At 67.1% G+C, this 16,125-nt stretch carries 14 protein-coding genes; 4 read left to right on the top strand and 10 right to left on the bottom strand.

Translation table 11 applies throughout. The features are described from left to right. Nucleotides 1–43 precede the first annotated feature (43 nt). Complete coding sequence (locus tag RZN05_RS06245) at nucleotides 44–1,507, top strand: flavin-containing monooxygenase (protein ID WP_317225757.1); 1,464 nt, start codon at nucleotides 44–46, stop codon at nucleotides 1,505–1,507. On the opposite strand, the gene RZN05_RS06240 is transcribed toward RZN05_RS06245, so the two are convergent. From RZN05_RS06240 to RZN05_RS06210, 7 genes are read right to left on the bottom strand one after another with little or no spacing between them, the layout of a single operon-like run. After that, complete coding sequence (locus tag RZN05_RS06240; RefSeq protein WP_317225756.1) at nucleotides 1,504–2,712, bottom strand: flavin monoamine oxidase family protein; 1,209 nt, start codon at nucleotides 2,710–2,712, stop codon at nucleotides 1,504–1,506. The two genes, RZN05_RS06245 and RZN05_RS06240, sit on opposite strands and share 4 nt — an antisense overlap. A 16-nt stretch (nucleotides 2,713–2,728) precedes the next feature. Then, complete coding sequence (locus tag RZN05_RS06235; RefSeq protein WP_317225755.1) at nucleotides 2,729–3,181, bottom strand: MaoC family dehydratase; 453 nt, start codon at nucleotides 3,179–3,181, stop codon at nucleotides 2,729–2,731. After that, the gene (locus RZN05_RS06230; RefSeq protein WP_317225754.1) at nucleotides 3,181–3,645 is read right to left on the bottom strand and encodes a GNAT family N-acetyltransferase; all 465 of its coding nucleotides are present in this window, start codon (nucleotides 3,643–3,645) and stop codon (nucleotides 3,181–3,183) included. Before RZN05_RS06230 ends, RZN05_RS06235 begins: the two co-directional genes overlap by 1 nt. Continuing rightward, nucleotides 3,642–5,561 (bottom strand): acetyl/propionyl/methylcrotonyl-CoA carboxylase subunit alpha, encoded by a 1,920-nt coding sequence (locus RZN05_RS06225; protein ID WP_317225753.1) that lies wholly within the window; start codon nucleotides 5,559–5,561, stop codon nucleotides 3,642–3,644. Before RZN05_RS06225 ends, RZN05_RS06230 begins: the two co-directional genes overlap by 4 nt. Further along, nucleotides 5,558–5,863 (bottom strand): DUF3088 family protein, encoded by a 306-nt coding sequence (locus tag RZN05_RS06220; RefSeq protein ID WP_317225752.1) that lies wholly within the window; start codon nucleotides 5,861–5,863, stop codon nucleotides 5,558–5,560. The genes RZN05_RS06225 and RZN05_RS06220 overlap by 4 nt, the downstream gene beginning before the upstream one ends. After that, nucleotides 5,860–6,339, bottom strand: coding sequence for a nuclear transport factor 2 family protein (locus tag RZN05_RS06215; RefSeq protein ID WP_317225751.1), 480 nt, complete (start codon nucleotides 6,337–6,339; stop codon nucleotides 5,860–5,862). Before RZN05_RS06215 ends, RZN05_RS06220 begins: the two co-directional genes overlap by 4 nt. A 53-nt stretch (nucleotides 6,340–6,392) precedes the next feature. Beyond that, complete coding sequence (locus tag RZN05_RS06210) at nucleotides 6,393–7,994, bottom strand: carboxyl transferase domain-containing protein (protein ID WP_317225750.1); 1,602 nt, start codon at nucleotides 7,992–7,994, stop codon at nucleotides 6,393–6,395. A 123-nt stretch (nucleotides 7,995–8,117) separates the two neighbouring features. Between RZN05_RS06210 and RZN05_RS06205 the strand changes: the two genes are divergently transcribed. Both RZN05_RS06205 and RZN05_RS06200 read left to right on the top strand, forming a co-directional pair. Beyond that, nucleotides 8,118–10,190 (top strand): M13 family metallopeptidase, encoded by a 2,073-nt coding sequence (locus RZN05_RS06205; protein ID WP_317225749.1) that lies wholly within the window; start codon nucleotides 8,118–8,120, stop codon nucleotides 10,188–10,190. Nucleotides 10,191–10,252: 62 nt separating this feature from the next. After that, nucleotides 10,253–11,431 (top strand): SGNH/GDSL hydrolase family protein, encoded by a 1,179-nt coding sequence (locus RZN05_RS06200; RefSeq protein WP_317225748.1) that lies wholly within the window; start codon nucleotides 10,253–10,255, stop codon nucleotides 11,429–11,431. A gap of 149 nt (nucleotides 11,432–11,580) precedes the next feature. Here RZN05_RS06200 and RZN05_RS06195 read toward each other — a convergent pair whose 3' ends face one another. The 3 genes from RZN05_RS06195 to hmgA form a co-directional block, all read right to left on the bottom strand. Then, the gene (locus RZN05_RS06195; RefSeq protein WP_317225747.1) at nucleotides 11,581–12,729 is read right to left on the bottom strand and encodes an isovaleryl-CoA dehydrogenase; all 1,149 of its coding nucleotides are present in this window, start codon (nucleotides 12,727–12,729) and stop codon (nucleotides 11,581–11,583) included. Between the two features lie 81 nt (nucleotides 12,730–12,810). Beyond that, complete coding sequence (locus tag RZN05_RS06190; RefSeq protein ID WP_317225746.1) at nucleotides 12,811–13,167, bottom strand: Rieske (2Fe-2S) protein; 357 nt, start codon at nucleotides 13,165–13,167, stop codon at nucleotides 12,811–12,813. Between the two features lie 130 nt (nucleotides 13,168–13,297). Next, nucleotides 13,298–14,575: a homogentisate 1,2-dioxygenase gene (hmgA, locus tag RZN05_RS06185; RefSeq protein ID WP_317225745.1), complete on the bottom strand. Its 1,278-nt coding sequence runs from the start codon at nucleotides 14,573–14,575 to the stop codon at nucleotides 13,298–13,300. A 155-nt stretch (nucleotides 14,576–14,730) separates the two neighbouring features. On the opposite strand from hmgA, the gene RZN05_RS06180 reads away from it, so the two are divergent. Beyond that, nucleotides 14,731–16,071, top strand: coding sequence for a dicarboxylate/amino acid:cation symporter (locus tag RZN05_RS06180; protein ID WP_317225744.1), 1,341 nt, complete (start codon nucleotides 14,731–14,733; stop codon nucleotides 16,069–16,071). Nucleotides 16,072–16,125: the final 54 nt, after the last annotated feature.

The following is a 16,125-nucleotide window of genomic DNA, read 5'->3' as shown; positions in this document are numbered from 1 at the left end:
CGGCTACTTACAGTATTGTAAGCAGCCTCCTGGGGAGAGCCGGATGAGCGAGCATTTCGACGTCGTGGTGGTGGGAGCCGGGATCTCCGGCATCAGCGCAGCCTGGCATCTCCAGGCCAACAGTCCCGAGCGCAGCTACGTCATCCTCGAAGGCCGCAATCGGCTCGGCGGCACCTGGGATCTGTTCCGCTATCCCGGCATTCGCTCGGATTCGGACATGTACACGCTCGGCTTCGCGTTCAAGCCGTGGACCGACGCCAAGGCGATCGCCGACGGCCCGTCGATCCTCGCCTATCTCGACGAGACCGTGCGGGAGCACGGCATCGATCGCCACATCCGCACCAGCCACCGCGTCGTTCGCGCCGACTGGTCGAGCGACGACGCGCGCTGGCGCGTGGTCGTGGAGCGCGGTGGTGAGGAGGTCCTCTTCACCTGCAGCTTCCTGTTCCTGTGCAGCGGCTATTACAATTATGCGCAGGGCTACACCCCCGACTTTCCCGGCGCAGGGGACTTCAACGGCCGTATCGTCCACCCGCAATTCTGGACCGACGACGTGGAGTATGCCGGCAAGAACGTCGTCGTAATCGGCAGCGGCGCGACCGCGGTTACGCTGGTGCCGGAGCTCGCCAATCGGGCCGCGTCGGTAACGATGCTCCAGCGCTCGCCGACCTACATCGTCGCGCGGCCGTCGCAGGACGTGGTCGCCAACTGGCTGCGGCGCCGGCTGCCCGCCAAGGCCGCCTACGGCCTCACGCGTTGGAAGAACGTGCTGCTCCAGCAATATTTCTTCCGCGCGATGCGCAAGCATCCCGACAAGGCCAAGAGGACGCTGGTCGACATGGTGCGACAGGAACTGCCCGGGCACGATGTCGATACCCACTTCACCCCGCGCTACAATCCCTGGGATCAGCGGCTCTGCCTGATCCCCGACGCCGACCTGTTCGCATCGATCCGCGAGGGCAAGGCTAAGGTGGTCACCGACACGATCGAGCGCTTTACCGAAACCGGAATCCGCCTCGTCTCGGGCAGGGATCTGCCCGCCGACCTGATCGTCACTGCGACGGGGCTCGAGATCCAGCTGATGGGCGGCGTGCCGATTACGATCGACGGCAAGCCTTTCGTCCCCGCCGAGCACATGACCTACAAGGGCATGATGTTCTCCGACGTGCCCAATTTCGCGATCGCGTTCGGCTATACCAATGCGAGTTGGACGCTGAAGGCCGACCTCACCGCCAACTATGTCACCCGCCTGCTCAATGCGATGAAGAAGCGCGGCATGCGTCAGGTCACGCCGCGGCTCGAGGCGCCGGTGGAGGAGGCCCCGTTTCTCGACTTCACCTCGGGCTACGTCCAGCGCGCCGCCGCGCAGCTCCCGCGCCAGGGCAGCCGGAAACCGTGGAAGCTCCACCAAAACTACACGCTCGACGTGATGGCGCTCAAGTTCGGCGGGATCGACCAGGAGATGGAGTTCTCCAACCCCGCGCCGGCCAACGCCGCCGCGGCCTAGAACAGCGCCTTCGCCGCGGCCACACCGGTGTTGTACGCGCCGTGCGCCGTCGAGAATTCACCCTCCGAACACGCCTCCCCCGCGAAACGGATGCGCGGATCCACCGGCGTCGCCAGCACTCTGCGAGCAGCGTGTTTGCCGGGCCGTGCGTGGCTGTACCCGCCCAGCACATAGGTCTCGCGGCTCCAGGCGGATCCCGCGACGAAGCGAAGCTTCTGGCGCCAGTCGCTGCCGAGCAGGCTGCAGAGCTCGCCGATCGCAAAATCGGCAGCGCCGTTCAGCCCTTCCTTCTCCATCGCGCGCGCGCCTTCGCCGCCGAGCATGCACTCGACCAGCGGCCGGCCGAACGGGCGCAGCGTATAGGTGCCGGTGATGCTTTCGCGCGGCTTGCCGAGCAGGTGCGCGTTGGCGTCGATCTCCTCGCCGCCCTCCAGCGTGAAGAACAGCTTGTCGGCCAGCCCGAGCGGCAGCTCGGCGGCGGCGTGGAGGATCGCGTCGTGCCCGGGCAGCCGCAGCGCGCCGCTGGCGAGCACGTCGGTCGATACGGTGACGATCGCGGCGTCCGCGACGATGGCCCCGCGCGGAGTCCCGATCCGCAGCCGCGTCCCCGAAGGATCGATCGCAGTCACTGGCGTCGCCAGCGCCACGCTCAGTCCCGCCGCGTGCGATGCGACGAGCGTGCCGTAACCCTCGGCTACGCGCCAATCCACATCGAGCGCGGCCTCGTCATAGGCGTGCCAGTCGGTGACCGACATCTCCCGCATCGGCGCGCCGTTGATATAGCCCGAGAGCGCATCGAGGCTCGCATTCCATTCGCCGTCGGGGGGCAGCAGGTCCGACGCGCGGTCGCTTGGCGGCGGAGTTCGCATCGCCTCGGTGAACGCCGCGAACGATTCCCACAGCCCTTGCTGCTCGGCCGCGGGGAAGCCCAGGCCGCGCCACTGCTCGCCCCAGCGCGGGCGTGAACGATATACCGAAAAGCCCCGCGCCTCGGCGATTCCGACCCAGGGGTTCTTCGGCGCCGAATGCAGCCAGCCCGCGCCCAGGTCGATCGGCAGTCCGGCGATCTGGACGGTGTGGGCGCGCCCGCCGAGCCGGTCGCCGGCCTCGACGATCAGCACGTCGCGTCCTGCGTCTGCCAGGGTGCGCGCCGCGGCAATGCCTGCCGCGCCGCCGCCGATCACTGCTATTTGGGTGTCATGCATCGCCGCACAACGTGCTTCAGGCGGCGCGGCTCCGCAACAGCGCCGAGCGGAGGCATTCGCACACCAATTCGCCGCGCTGGTTGTGCATCTGGTGCCGCCAGGTGACGATCCCCTGGCCGGGGCGCGACTTGCTCGGCCGCAGCTCGGTGACTTCGGACGAGGCGCGCAGCGTGTCGCCCAGGAAGACGGGCTTGGGCATGACGAGCTTGTCATAGCCCAGATTGGCGACGAGCGTTCCCGCCGTCGTGTCGCCCACGGTGATCCCGACCATCAGGCTGAAGGTGAAGGTGCCGTTGACGAGGATCTGCCCGAACTCGCTCGCGCGCGCCGCCTCGGCGTCGATGTGTAGCGGCTGGGTGTTGTGGGTCAGCGTGGAGAAGAGGAGGTTGTCGGTCTCGGTCACCGTGCGGCGCAGTTCGTGCTCGATACGGTCGCCGACCTGCCATTCGTCGTAGAATCGGCCCGCCATCAATTCGGCTCCCTGAGCTTGAGCTTGAACCCGACATGGCTCTTCGACCAGCCGAGCCGTTGATAAAAACGATGCGCATCGGCGCGCTGGCTCGACGAGATTAGCTGGACGAGGAAGCAGTCGCGTTCGCGGCAGTGTTCGACGGCCCAGTCGATCAGCCGTTCGCCATAGCCGCGCCCGCGCAGGTCGGCGGCGATGCGCACGGCCTCGATCTGTCCGCGCCACGCGCCGCGGAACGACAGGCCGGGGAGGAAGCTCAACTGCAACGTGCCGACCACACGACCGTTGAGCGCTGCGGCGACCAGGATCTGGTTCGGGTCGGCCACGATCGTGTCGAAAGCGGCGCGATAGCGCGGGTCGGCAGGATCGGTCTCGCGATCGGCAGGAAGGGTATCCTGGGCGAGCATCGCCAGGATCGCAGGCAGGTCGTCCAGCACGGCCTCGCGGATCGCGAGCCCGGTCATTCGGACTTCTCGATACGGACAAGCAGCGTGCCTTCGCTCACCTGCGCGCCTGCCACGGCGTTAAGTTCGGCCACCACGCCGTCGAACGGAGCGACGAGGCCGTGTTCCATCTTCATCGCCTCGAGCGTGACGAGGCGCTGGCCCTTGGCCACGGAATCGCCGGTCGCAACCTCGACCGCCGTAATGCGTCCCGGCATCGGCGCCAACATGGCGCCATCGCCTGCGGTGCTCGCCTGCGAGACATCGGCAAATCGAGTGAAGGCAAAGGCGGCACCACCCTCGAAATACGTGGCCTCGCGCGAATCGTAATACGTACCACTGCTGACTTCATAGACCGCTGCGCTGTCGTAAAGCGCGAGATCGTACGCGAAGGTGGGCAGGGGGTTGCCATCGAGATAGAGCGATACGCGCGTCTCCGGCGGGCGGTTGAGGCGAAAGCCGGTGAGGCCGCGCTTGAGATCCAGTGTGCGATTCTTCCAACCGGAGGGTTCGTCCCAATTGTCGAAGATCAATCGCTCGGCTGCTTCTTGCAACAATAGCGGGCTAGGCTCCGGCGGGGCAGTCAGTTCGTCGGAGAACGCGCCGATGAAGCCGGTCGAAATCTGGCCCGAGGCGAATACCGGATGCTCGACGAGCCGCTTCAGGAACCACGCATTGGTGCGGACTGGTGCACAGCACGTTCCATCGCATCCTTCCGCCAAAGCCTTTCGGGCACCGTCGCGGTCGGCGCGGTGCACGACGATTTTCGCGATCATCGGATCGTAGAACGGGGAAATGGTGTCGCCTTCCTGGACGCCGGTCTCGATTCGCGCTTCTTGCGGCAGATAGAGATAGTCGAGCTTGCCAGTGCTGGGCAGGAACCCCTTGGCGGGATCCTCGGCATACAGCCGTGCCTCCATCGCCCAGCCGTCGATCTTCAATTCGCCCTGCGCTTTGGGCAGCTTTTCACCGCTTGCCACGCGCAACTGCCACTCGACCAAGTCGACTCCCGTGATTTCCTCGGTCACCGGATGCTCGACCTGGAGCCGGGTGTTCATTTCCATGAACCAGATGCGGTCGGCGCGCAGGCCTTCGCTGGCGTCGGCGATGAACTCGATCGTCCCCGCGCCGACATAGTCGACCGCCTTGGCCGCGCGCACCGCTGCCGTGCAGATCGCATGGCGCGTCGGCCAGTCCATACCGGGGGCAGGGGCCTCCTCGATCACCTTCTGGTGACGGCGCTGGAGCGAGCAGTCGCGCTCGAACAGGTGGACGACGTTGCCGTGGCTGTCGCCGAACACCTGAACTTCGATATGCCGCGGCGAGAGGATGTACTTCTCGATCAGCACGCGATCGTCGCCGAACGACGAGGCCGCCTCGCGCTGGCACGAGGCGAGCGCGTCCTGGAAATCGGTCGCGGCGTCGACGCGGCGCATGCCCTTGCCGCCGCCGCCCGCCACTGCCTTGATCAGCACCGGATAGCCGATCGCATCGGACTCGGCCTGGAGCCGCTCGGGGCTCTGGTCCTCGCCGAGATAGCCAGGGGTCACCGGAACCCCCGCCGCGATCATCCGCGCCTTGGCGGCGTCCTTGAGGCCCATCGCGCGGATGCTGTCGGGCTTGGGGCCGACCCAGACCAGCCCGGCATCGATCACCGCCTGCGCGAAGTCGGCATTTTCGGAGAGGAAGCCGTAGCCCGGGTGGATCGCCGCGGCGCCGGTTTGCTTGGCCGCAGCGATGATCTTCTCGCCGACCAGATAGCTTTCGCGCGCCGGCGAGGGGCCGATATGCACCGCTTCGTCGGCCTGACGGACGTGAAGCGCCTGCGCGTCGGCGTCCGAATAGACCGCGACGGTGCGGATGCCCATCGCCCGCGCGGTGCGGATGATGCGGCAGGCGATCTCGCCGCGATTGGCGATGAGCAGCGATTGAATCATGGGTGGCGTTCCGGAAAGCCGTGGCGGGTATGCAGCGCGCCGAGCAGCGCCTCGATCTCGTTGGCGAAGCCACCGTCCCAGACGAGCGCGGGCAGGTTCTGGTTGGCCTCGCCGATCGCTTCGATCACCGCCGCGCGCGGGCGGGGATAGGCAACATGCACCACCTCCAGGTTGGCGGCGCGATCGGGGAAGGCGGCGAGCAGGCCCTCGATCGTGATGCAGTCCTTGCAATAGAAAGCGCGGCCGGGAAGCGCCGGATCGTCGAACTCGGACGCGAGCAGGAACAGCGTGTCGCGGCTCATTGCCCCGTGCACCCCATGGTGCGGCGCGACCAAGTCACGTTGAGCACCTTCCATGCGCCGGCTTCGCGGACCAGGTCGAAATGATTCACCCCGCAATGCGCGACCTTGCCGTCGATCAGGAAGACATAGTCGCCCCAGGCCATCGCGATATCGCCATCGATCTCGATCGCCGGCGCGGGCATCCGCTCCTCATAGCGTTCGGGGCCGGGGGTGAGCCCCGCGGCAAATTCGGCCCAGCTCCGGCCGTTGATCACCGGGGTGCCGTCGGGCTTGGTGCCCGTCGCAGTAGCGCGCCCCTCGGCACGGACATGCGGCAGCGCCGCCTGCCCGTTGCGCGCGGCGATCGCGGCGAAAACGCCGTCGATCGGGGCGAGGACGGCGGCTTCCTCGCTGGCGGGCGGGGGCAAAGCGGTACCCTTGACGATGGGCGCGACGGGGGTGGTCTGCAGCGCTAGGAGGAGGGGGAGGAGGATCATCTGGACTCCTTAATCCTCCCCGGAACGGGGAGGAATTGACGTACTGCCTTTCATCACATCCGGAACACGCCGAACGCCGGCCGCTCCGGGATCGGCGCATTCAGCGTTGCCGCGAATGCCAACCCCAGCACGTCGCGGGTCTGCGCCGGGTCGATGATCCCGTCGTCCCAAAGACGCGCGGTCGCGTGCCAGGGATTGCCTTCGTCTTCATACTTTGCCCGGATCGGCGCCTTGAAAGCCTCGGCCTCTTCCGGCGTCCACTTGTCGGCATCTCGATGCACGGTGGCGAGCACCGACGCCGCCTGCTCGCCGCCCATCACCGAAATCCGGCTATTGGGCCAGCTGAACAGGAACCGCGGCGAATAGGCGCGCCCGCACATCCCGTAATTGCCCGCGCCGAAGCTGCCGCCGATCAGCACGGTGATCTTAGGGACCGTCGCGGTAGCGACCGCTGTCACCAGCTTGGCGCCATGCTTGGCGATCCCCTCCGCCTCGTACTTTCCGCCGACCATGAACCCCGAAATGTTTTGGAGGAAAAGCAGCGGAATGCGGCGCTGGCAGGCGAGCTCGATGAAATGCGCACCCTTCTGCGCGCTCTCCGAGAACAGGATGCCATTATTGGCGATAATCCCGACGGGCATCCCCCAGATATGCGCGAAGCCGCACACCAGCGAGCTGCCGTACAACGCCTTGAACTCGTGGAATTCGCTGCCGTCGACGATCCGCGCGATGATCTCGTGGACGTCATACGGCGCGCGGACATCCTCGGGGACTATGCCGTAGAGATCTTCCGGTGCATGCTTGGGCGGTCGCGGGTCGAACAGCGTCACGGCCGGGCTAGAGTCGGCGGGCAGATGGCTGACGATGTCCCGCACGATCATCAGCGCATGCTCGTCATTCTCGGCAAGGTGATCGACCACGCCCGACTTGCGCGCATGCAGGTCGCCGCCGCCCAGATCCTCGGCACTGATCTCCTCGCCGGTTGCCGCCTTCACCAGCGGCGGGCCGGCGAGGAAGATCGTGCCCTGTTCGCGCACGATCACGCTCTCGTCGCTCATCGCCGGAACATACGCCCCACCCGCCGTGCAGCTTCCCATCACACAGGCGATCTGCGGGATGCCCTGCGCGGACATGTTGGCCTGGTTGAAGAAGATCCGCCCGAAATGATCGCGGTCGGGGAAGACCTCGGCCTGGTGCGGCAGGTTGGCGCCGCCCGAATCGACCAAATAGATGCACGGCAGCCGGTTTGCCTGCGCGATCTCCTGCGCGCGGAGATGCTTCTTGACCGTCATCGGATAATAGGTGCCGCCCTTCACGGTGGCGTCGTTGCACACGATCATCACTTGGCGGCCCGAGACGCGGCCAATCCCGGCGATCATCCCCGCGCCGGGAACTTCGCCGTCGTATAGGTCGCATGCGGCGAGCTGGCCGATCTCGAGAAAGGGCGAGCCCGGATCGAGCAGCCGCTCGACTCGCTCGCGGGGGAGGAGTTTGCCGCGGGCGACGTGCCGCGCGCGCGACGCCTCCGATCCGCCGAGCGCCGCCTTCGCGACATCGTCGCGCAGCCGCTCCGCCAACGCGCGATTATGCGCGGCGCGGGCGCGGAAATCCTCTCCGTCGGGCGATACCTTGGTATCGAGCACCGGGGCGCTCATTAGGGCATCCTTCCTGTCCTAGTTTTTCCCTGCCTACACCGACGCCCCGCGCTTGGAAAGACTGGTACGCGCGCGCCAGCGGGAGTAGCACCGCCACCGTTCGTATCGTTGGAGAGCCTGAACGTGACGACTCGCGCGGCCTTGTTTGCCTTGCTCCTCGCTACCGCTGCCTGCACGCCGGGAGGGGGCGCTCCGGGCAACACGACTGCCGAAGCGGGCGCCGGGATCGGAGTCGATGTCGCCGGGCTCAACAAGGCGGTGAAGCCGGGCGACGATTTCGACGAATATGCCAATGGCGGTTGGCGCGCCCGCACCGAGATCCCGGCCGACCGATCGAACACCGGCGTGTTCCTCGAAGTGTTCAACAAGGCCGAGGCGAACAACCTCGCGATCGTCCAGGCCGCGCTCAAGGCCAATGCCGCCGACGGCAGCGACCAGCGCCGCGTCGCCGACTGGTACAATGCCTATACCGACACTGCCGCAATCGAGGCGCGCGGGCTCGCACCGCTGGGCGCGGAGATGGACGACATCGCCGGCCTGCCCGACAAGAAGGCGCTGTCGGCGATGCTCGGGGCAAACCTGCGCGCCGATGTCGATCCGCTCAACGCCACCGATTTCGAGACCGGGAACCTGTTCGGTCTCTTCGTCGCGCAGGCGCTCGACCGCCCCGACGCGACCGTGCCGTACCTGCTCCAGGGCGGGCTCGGCCTGCCCGAGCGCGATTACTATCTTTCGGACAAGCCCGAGATGGCGACGATCCGCAGCCAGTATCGCGCCTATGTCGGCAAGCTGCTCAGCCTCGCCAACATCACCGAGCCCGACGCGCGGGCGCAGCGCGTGTTCGAGCTCGAAACCAAGATCGCCCGCGCGCATGCCGACATCGCCGCCAGCCAGGACATCCACAAGGCGGACAATCCCTGGAAGAAGGCCGATTTCGCGAAGAAGGCGCCGGGGATCGACTGGGACGGCTTCTGGAAGGCCGCGGGGCTGGGCACGCAGCAGGACTTCATCGTCTGGCATCCCGCGACGGTCACCGCGGTTGCCAAGCTGGTTGAAAGCGAGCCGCTCCAGGCCTGGCAGGACTGGCTGACCTTCCACCGCATCAACGAAGTCACCGACGTGCTGCCCGCGCGGTTCGACCAGGCGCATTTCGACTTCTTCAACCACACGCTGAACGGCCAGCCCAAGCCCCGCCCGCGCGACAAGCGTGCGATCGCCAGCGTCAATGAGTGGCTCGGCGATGCGGTCGGCCAGCTCTATGTGAAGGACTATTTCCCCGCGTCGTCCAAGGCCGACATCCAGGCGATGGTAAAGGGCATCCTCGGCGCGTTCGACAAGCGCGTCGCGGCGCTGCCCTGGATGGCCGACGCGACCAAGGCCGAGGCGCGGCGCAAGATCGCCGGGATGCAGGTCGGCATCGGCTATCCCGAGACGTGGCGCAATTATGCCAAGCTCGAGATCAAGGCCGATGATCCGGTCGGCAATCTGCGCCGCGCCGAGCTGGCCGAATATCGCCACCAGCTCGCCAAGCTCGGCAAGCCGGTGAACCGCGGCGAATGGTGGATGACGCCGCAGACGGTCAACGCCGTCAATTTGCCGCTGCAGAACGCGCTCAACTTCCCCGCTGCGATCCTGCAAGCCCCGTTCTACGATCCGGCCGCCGATCCGGCCGCCAATTACGGCGCGATCGGTGCGGTGATCGGCCACGAGATCAGCCACAGCTTCGACGATCTCGGCGCCAATTTCGACGCCTCGGGCCGGCTGCGCAACTGGTGGACCCCCCAGGATCTCGCGCGCTTCAAGGCGAGCGGCAAGGCGCTCGCGGCGCAGTACGACGCCTATGAGGCGCTGCCCGGGCTCCACCTCAAGGGCCAGCAGACCTTGAGCGAGAACATCGCCGATGTCGCCGGCCTCGCCGCCGCCTATGACGCATACCGCGCCTCGCTGAACGGCAAGGAGGCTCCGGTGATCGGCGGCCTCAGCGGCGACCAGCGCTTCTTCCTCGCCTATGCCCAGGCGTGGCGCGACAAGTCGCGCGAGCAGCAACTGCGCAGCCGCATCGCCACCGATGGCCACGCCCCCGCGCGCTGGCGCGCCCAGACGGTGCGCAACCTCGATGCCTGGTATCCGGCGTTCGAGGTCAAGGCCGGGGAGAAGTTGTTCCTGACCCCCGAGCAGCGGGTCAAGGTCTGGTAAAAACTGGTCTGGCCAATTCCGGGCCTCGCTCCTAGGTTCGTGCAGGAAGAGGGAGACACGGGATGCGCTGGATTCGGGGTGTAGCGATTGTTGCGGGCGCTGTGGCGCTGGCCGGGGCCGCGCCGGCGCCCGAGCAATGGACCCCCGCCTGGACCGCGAGCATGTGGCAGGGCGTCGGCGACAAGCAGCAGGTCGCGGTCGACAATGCGACGATCAGCTTCGCGGTCCGCGTCGGCGCCGAGGGCGGCAAGCTGCGGCTGCGGCTTTCGAACGAATATGGCCCGGCGCTGCGCATCGGCGCGGCGAGCGTGCGCGTCGCGGGCGGGCCGAGCGTCAAGGTCATGTTCGACGGGCAGGCGACGACGATCCTGCCCGCCAACGCGCCGCTGCTCAGCGACGCCGTGCCGCTCGCGGTCAAGCAGTTCGATGTGGTCGAGGTCTCGCTCTATTTGCCCGAGAAGGTCTCGCTGGCGACGATCCATGGCGCGTCGGGCGCCAAGACGTCGATTTCCGCCACTGGCGACAACACCGCCGCGCCGTTCACCGCCGCCGCCAAGGCCGATATGCGGCCGCTGCTCGCCGGGATCGACGTGCTCGGCGCCAAGCCGCGCCCGGTGATCGTCGCCTATGGCGATTCGATCACCGACAATACCGGCTGCGCGCTCGATGCCGTGCCCGTCTGCCGCTGGAGCGACGTGCTCGGCCGCCGGCTCGCCAAGGCGGGCAAGCCGCATGTCGTGGTCACCCAGGCGATCTCGGGCAATCGCGTGCTCAGCATGGGCACCGGCCCCAGCGCGCTCAGCCGCTTCGACCGCGACGTGCTATCGCTGCGCGGGGTGACGCACCTCGTGCTGCTCGAGGGGATCAACGATATCGGCAGCCTGGGCCCGCCGCTGCCCGACGGCGCTCCGGCGCTCACCGCCGAGCAGCTGATCCAGGGCTATCGTCAGCTGATCGCGCGCGCGCACGACCACGGGATCAAGGTGATCGCGATGACCGTGCTGCCCTATGAAGGCGCCGGCTATTACAGCCCCGAGGGCGAGGCGATCCGCGTGCGCGTCAACGACTGGATCCGCACCTCGCGCGCCTTCGACGGCGTGATCGACATGGAGAAGGTCGTCGCCGATCCCGCCAATCCCAAGAAGCTAAACCCGGCGCTCCAGCGCGGCGACAATCTCCACCCGCACGGCGAGGGCGAAGCCAAGATGGGCGAGGCGATCGACCTAGGGTTGTTCAAGTAACGAAATTCCCTCTCCCCTTGTGGGAGAGGGAGGGAGCCGATGAAATCGGCGGAAGGGTGAGGGGGAGTGTGTCTTGATCAACGTCCCCCTCATCCTTCCCACTGCTTCGCAGAGGGCCCCTTCCTTCTCCCACAAGGGGAGAAGGAGTTTCAGCCCCCCACCAATTCGCGCCCAATCAGCATCCGCCGGATCTCGTTGGTCCCCGCCCCGATATCGAGCAGCTTGGCGTCGCGCGCGAAGCGCTCGACCGGCCAGTCCTTGGTATAGCCCGCGCCGCCCAGCGCCTGGATCGCCTCGAGCGACACCCGCACCGCATTCTCCGACGCGAGCAGGATCGCCCCCGCCGCATCGAACCGCGTCGTCCGCCCCGCATCGCAATTCTTGGCGACGGTATAGACGTACGCGCGGGCGCTGTTCAGCGCGACGTACATGTCCGCCACCTTGGCCTGCATCAGCTGGAAATGCCCGATCGGCTGGCCGAACTGCTTCCGCTCGCGCAGGTACGGCAGCACCACGTCGAGGCACGCCTGCATGATCCCGAGTTGGATCCCCGCGAGCACGGTGCGCTCGTAGTCGAGCCCCGACATCAGCACCCCGACGCCGCCGTTGAGCGGCCCCATCACCTGCTCCTCGCCGACGAAGCAATCGTCGAATACGAGCTCGGCGGTCGGCGAGCCGCGCATCCCCATCTTGTCGATCTTCTGCCCGATCGAGAAGCCGGGCATGTCCTTCTCGATCAGGAAGGTGGTGATACCGCGCGATCCTTCCCCGGTCTTGGCATAGACGACAAGCGTGTCGGCATAGGCCGCATTGGTGATCCAGAACTTGGTGCCGTTGAGCTTGTATCCGCCCGGAACCGCCTCGGCGCGCAGCTTCATGCCGACCACGTCCGAGCCCGCCCCCGCCTCGGACATTGCCAGAGACCCGACATGCTCGCCCGAGATCAGCTTGGGCAGATATTTGGCCTTCTGCTCGGGGCTTGCCCAGCGGCTGATCTGGTTGACGCACAGGTTCGAATGCGCGCCATAGCTGAGCCCGATCGAGGCCGAGGCGCGGCTGACTTCCTCGCAGGCGATGACGTGCTCGAGATAGCCGAGGCCCAGCCCGCCAAATTCCTCATCGACCGTGATGCCGTGCAGCCCCAGCTCGCCCATCGCCGGCCACAGCTCGCGCGGGAACCAGTCCTCGGCGTCGATCTTCGCTGCGAGCGGCTCGATCCGCTCCCTGGCGAAGCGTTGGGTGGTGTCGCGGATCATGTCGGCGGTGTCGCCGAGACCGAAATCGAGCGTCGAGTCCATCTTGCCTCTCCTTGAGGACGTGTCAGCAATGCTGTCCTATTTGCCCCGCTTTTCGCCGATTCCGCCGCGGACCGCAAGCGCTCAGGCCGTCACGATCATCCCGTCGCTGATGGTCACCGGCCACGCCCGGAGCCGCGCTCCGACGCAGGGTCCCCCGACGCAGATGCCGTCGTCGATCCGGTAGAGTGCGCCATGCCAGCTGCACTGGATCAGGCCGGCATCGGGGGTAAGATAGGCGTCGAGTTCCTGCGCCAGCGGCAGCGCCATGTGCGCGCAGAGATCGACATAGCCGTGCACTGCATCGCCCTTGCGCACCACGAACCCGTGGAAGCGCCCCGCGCGCAATTCGAGGACGAAGTTGCGCGAGGTGTCCTCGGGGATGAGGGCGAGCGGCCCAAGCGTGACGCCCGCCGGAGTAGCGGTGAGGCGCTCGCTCAAAAGTTCCTCCCCGAAACGAGGAGGGGAACCATGCGAAGCATGGTGGAGGGGGCGGGCCGCAAAGGATGGACTGCGCGGAGAATCCCCTCCGTCAGCGCTGCGCGCCGCCACCTCCCCGTGCCGGGGAGGATCAAGGGAGCTTCGCCTTCGGAAACCCCTTCCAAGCCGCATCATAATCCGGTTGCGCCCGCTCCAGCGCATAGGCGGTCGGTCGATACGGCCAGCACGTCTCAACCATGAACGCCATCGTTCCCGCGATTTTGTGGGGCTTCAATTCGACGTTGCTCGCCGCCTCCCAGCTCGCCAGGTCGGGCCCGTGCCCGGCCATCAGATTGTGCAGAGAGAGCCCCCCCGGCGCGAACCCCTCCGCCTTGGCGTCGTACGCGCCGTGGATCAGCCCCATCGCCTCGCTCATCACGTTGCGGTGGAACCAGGGCGGGCGGAACGTGTCTTCCGCCACCATCCAGCGCGGCGGGAAGATCACGAAATCGGCGTTCGCCCGCCCCGGCACGTCGCTGGGCGAGGTCAGCACGGTGAAGATCGACGGATCGGGATGGTCGAAGCTCACGCTGTTGATCGTGTTGAACCGGGCGAGGTCATAGCGCCACGGCGCCAGGTTGCCGTGCCACGCTACCACGTCGAGCGGCGAATGGTCGAGCGTGGTTGTCCACAGGCTTCCCAACGACTTTTGCACAATCTCGGTCGCGTCGTCTCGGTCCTCGAACCAGGCGGCTGGCGTCTCGAAGTCGCGCGGATTGGCAAGCCCGTTTGCGCCGATCGGCCCCAGATCAGGCAGCCGGAACAGCGCGCCGTGATTCTCCGCAACATAGCCGGTCGCGCTGCCATCGGGGAGCAAGGCCCGGAACTTTACCCCGCGCGGCACCAGCGCGATCTGACCCGGCGCGATGTCGATCCGTCCCAGCTCGGTGAGCAGCGCCAGCCGCCCAGCCTGGGGGATGAACAGCAACTCGCCATCGGCATCGACGAACACGCGGTCGGTCATGTCCTTGTTCGCCGCATAGACATGCACCGCCACGCCCTCGAGATCGGCGGGATCGCGATTGGCGAGCATTGTCGTCATGCCGTCGATCAGGTCGGTCGGCGCGGTCGGGGCGGGCAGGGGATCCCAACGCAGCCGATTGGGTGCCAGCGGTTCGCGCACCGTCCCGGGTGCGAAGTTCTTCGCGCCTTGATACCGCACGAACGGCGGATGCTCGGCAGTCGGCCGCAGCCGATACAGCCACGATCGCTTGTTCTCGTGCCGCGGCGCGGTGAACGCACTTCCCGAAAGCTGTTCTGCATAAAGCCCATAAGCGGGCCGCTGCGGGCTGTTCCGCCCGACGGGCAGCGCGCCGGGCACCGCCTCGGTCGAGACATGATTGCCGAAGCCGGGAAAATAATCGGTCATCGCGTCCTCTCTATGCCCGTCTCTGTGTCGCTCCGCGCAGAAAGTGTCAAATGTTACTATCTGCTGCTGCTTTCAGGCCGCGAACCTAAAGTTTGTTTCGCGCCGTCCCGGCAATTCCTACGTTTCCAGTAGGTTTAATTCCGGAGTCGTAATCAATGCCCGTATCCCTAGCCGAACCACGGCGCCTTGCGCTGCCCGGTTTCGGCGTGCAGGTCGCGATCGGCATGGCCGCCGGGCTCGCGCTCGGGCTCGCGGCGCGCGCGATCGGCGGCGATGGCGAGACCGCGAACGGCCTCGCCCAGGCGCTGCAGACGGTCGGCCAGATCTTCGTCCAGTTGCTCAAGCTGCTGGTGCCGCCCCTGGTGTTCACCGCGATCGTTGCGTCGATCGCGGCGCTGCGCGACTTGAACAACGCCGCGCGGCTGGTGGTGCGTACCCTGCTCTGGTTCGCGATCACTGCCGGGATCGCCGTGGCGATCGGCATCACGCTGGGGCTCGTTCTCCAGCCCGGCCACCACAGCGCCGTCGCCGCCAGCGCCGCGGCCGCGCCGTCGAGCACCGGCAGCTGGCTCGATTTCCTCAAGGGGCTGGTCCCCGCCAACTTCCTCGGCATCGCCGCTTCGACCAAGCTGGCCGAGGGCGGCGCCACCACCGGGCTGTCGTTCAACATCCTCCAGATCATCGTGCTCGCCGTGGCGATCGGCGCCGCGGCGGTGCGGGCAGGGGAGGCGGGGCATCGCTTCCTCGATTTCAACGCCTCGGCGCTCGCGGTCTTCCGGCTGCTGCTGCGCTGGGTGATCCGCCTCACCCCGATCGGCACCGCCGCGCTGATCGGCGACGCCGTGGTCCGCTATGGCTGGGAGTCGCTCGCCGCGCTAGGCACCTATGCCGGGGCGGTCTATCTCGGCCTCGCGCTGGTGCTGCTGCTGGTCTATCCGGCGCTGCTCGCCGCGCACGGCCTCAGCCCCCTGCGCTTCTTCGCGTCGGCCTGGCCGGCGATCCAACTCGGCTTCGTGTCGCGCTCGTCGGTCGGCACCTTGCCGGTCACCGAGGATCTGACCGAGCGTGCGCTCGGCGTGCCGCGCGCCTACGCCGCCTTCGCGGTGCCGCTGGGGGCGACGACCAAGATGGATGGCTGCGCGGCGATCTATCCGGCGATCTCGGCGATCTTCGTCGCGCAATTCTACGGCATCCCGCTCGGACTGCAGCATTATGCGCTGATCGCCTTCGTCTCGGTGCTCGGCTCGGCGGCGACCGCCGGGCTGACCGGCGCCACGGTGATGCTCACGCTCACCTTGTCGACGCTGGGCCTGCCGCTCGACGGCGTCGGGCTACTGCTCGCGATCGATCCGATCCTCGACATGGGCCGCACCGCGACCAACGTCGCGGGCCAGATGCTGGTCCCGGTGCTCGTTGCCAAGCGCGAAGGCATCCTCGACGAAGCTCGCTTCCGCGAAGGCGCGGCCGAGCCCCAGGGGGCGCTAGCGATCGCCTAAGGTTGTCGGGGTGAGCGCCGCGCAACGCGCGCCGCTCCCCCGATCTTCCTCTCC

This window comes from Sphingomonas sp. HF-S4 (assembly GCF_032911445.1).
Classification (GTDB): domain Bacteria; phylum Pseudomonadota; class Alphaproteobacteria; order Sphingomonadales; family Sphingomonadaceae; genus Sphingomonas; species Sphingomonas agrestis.
This window is presented reverse-complemented; position numbering and strand designations above follow the sequence as displayed.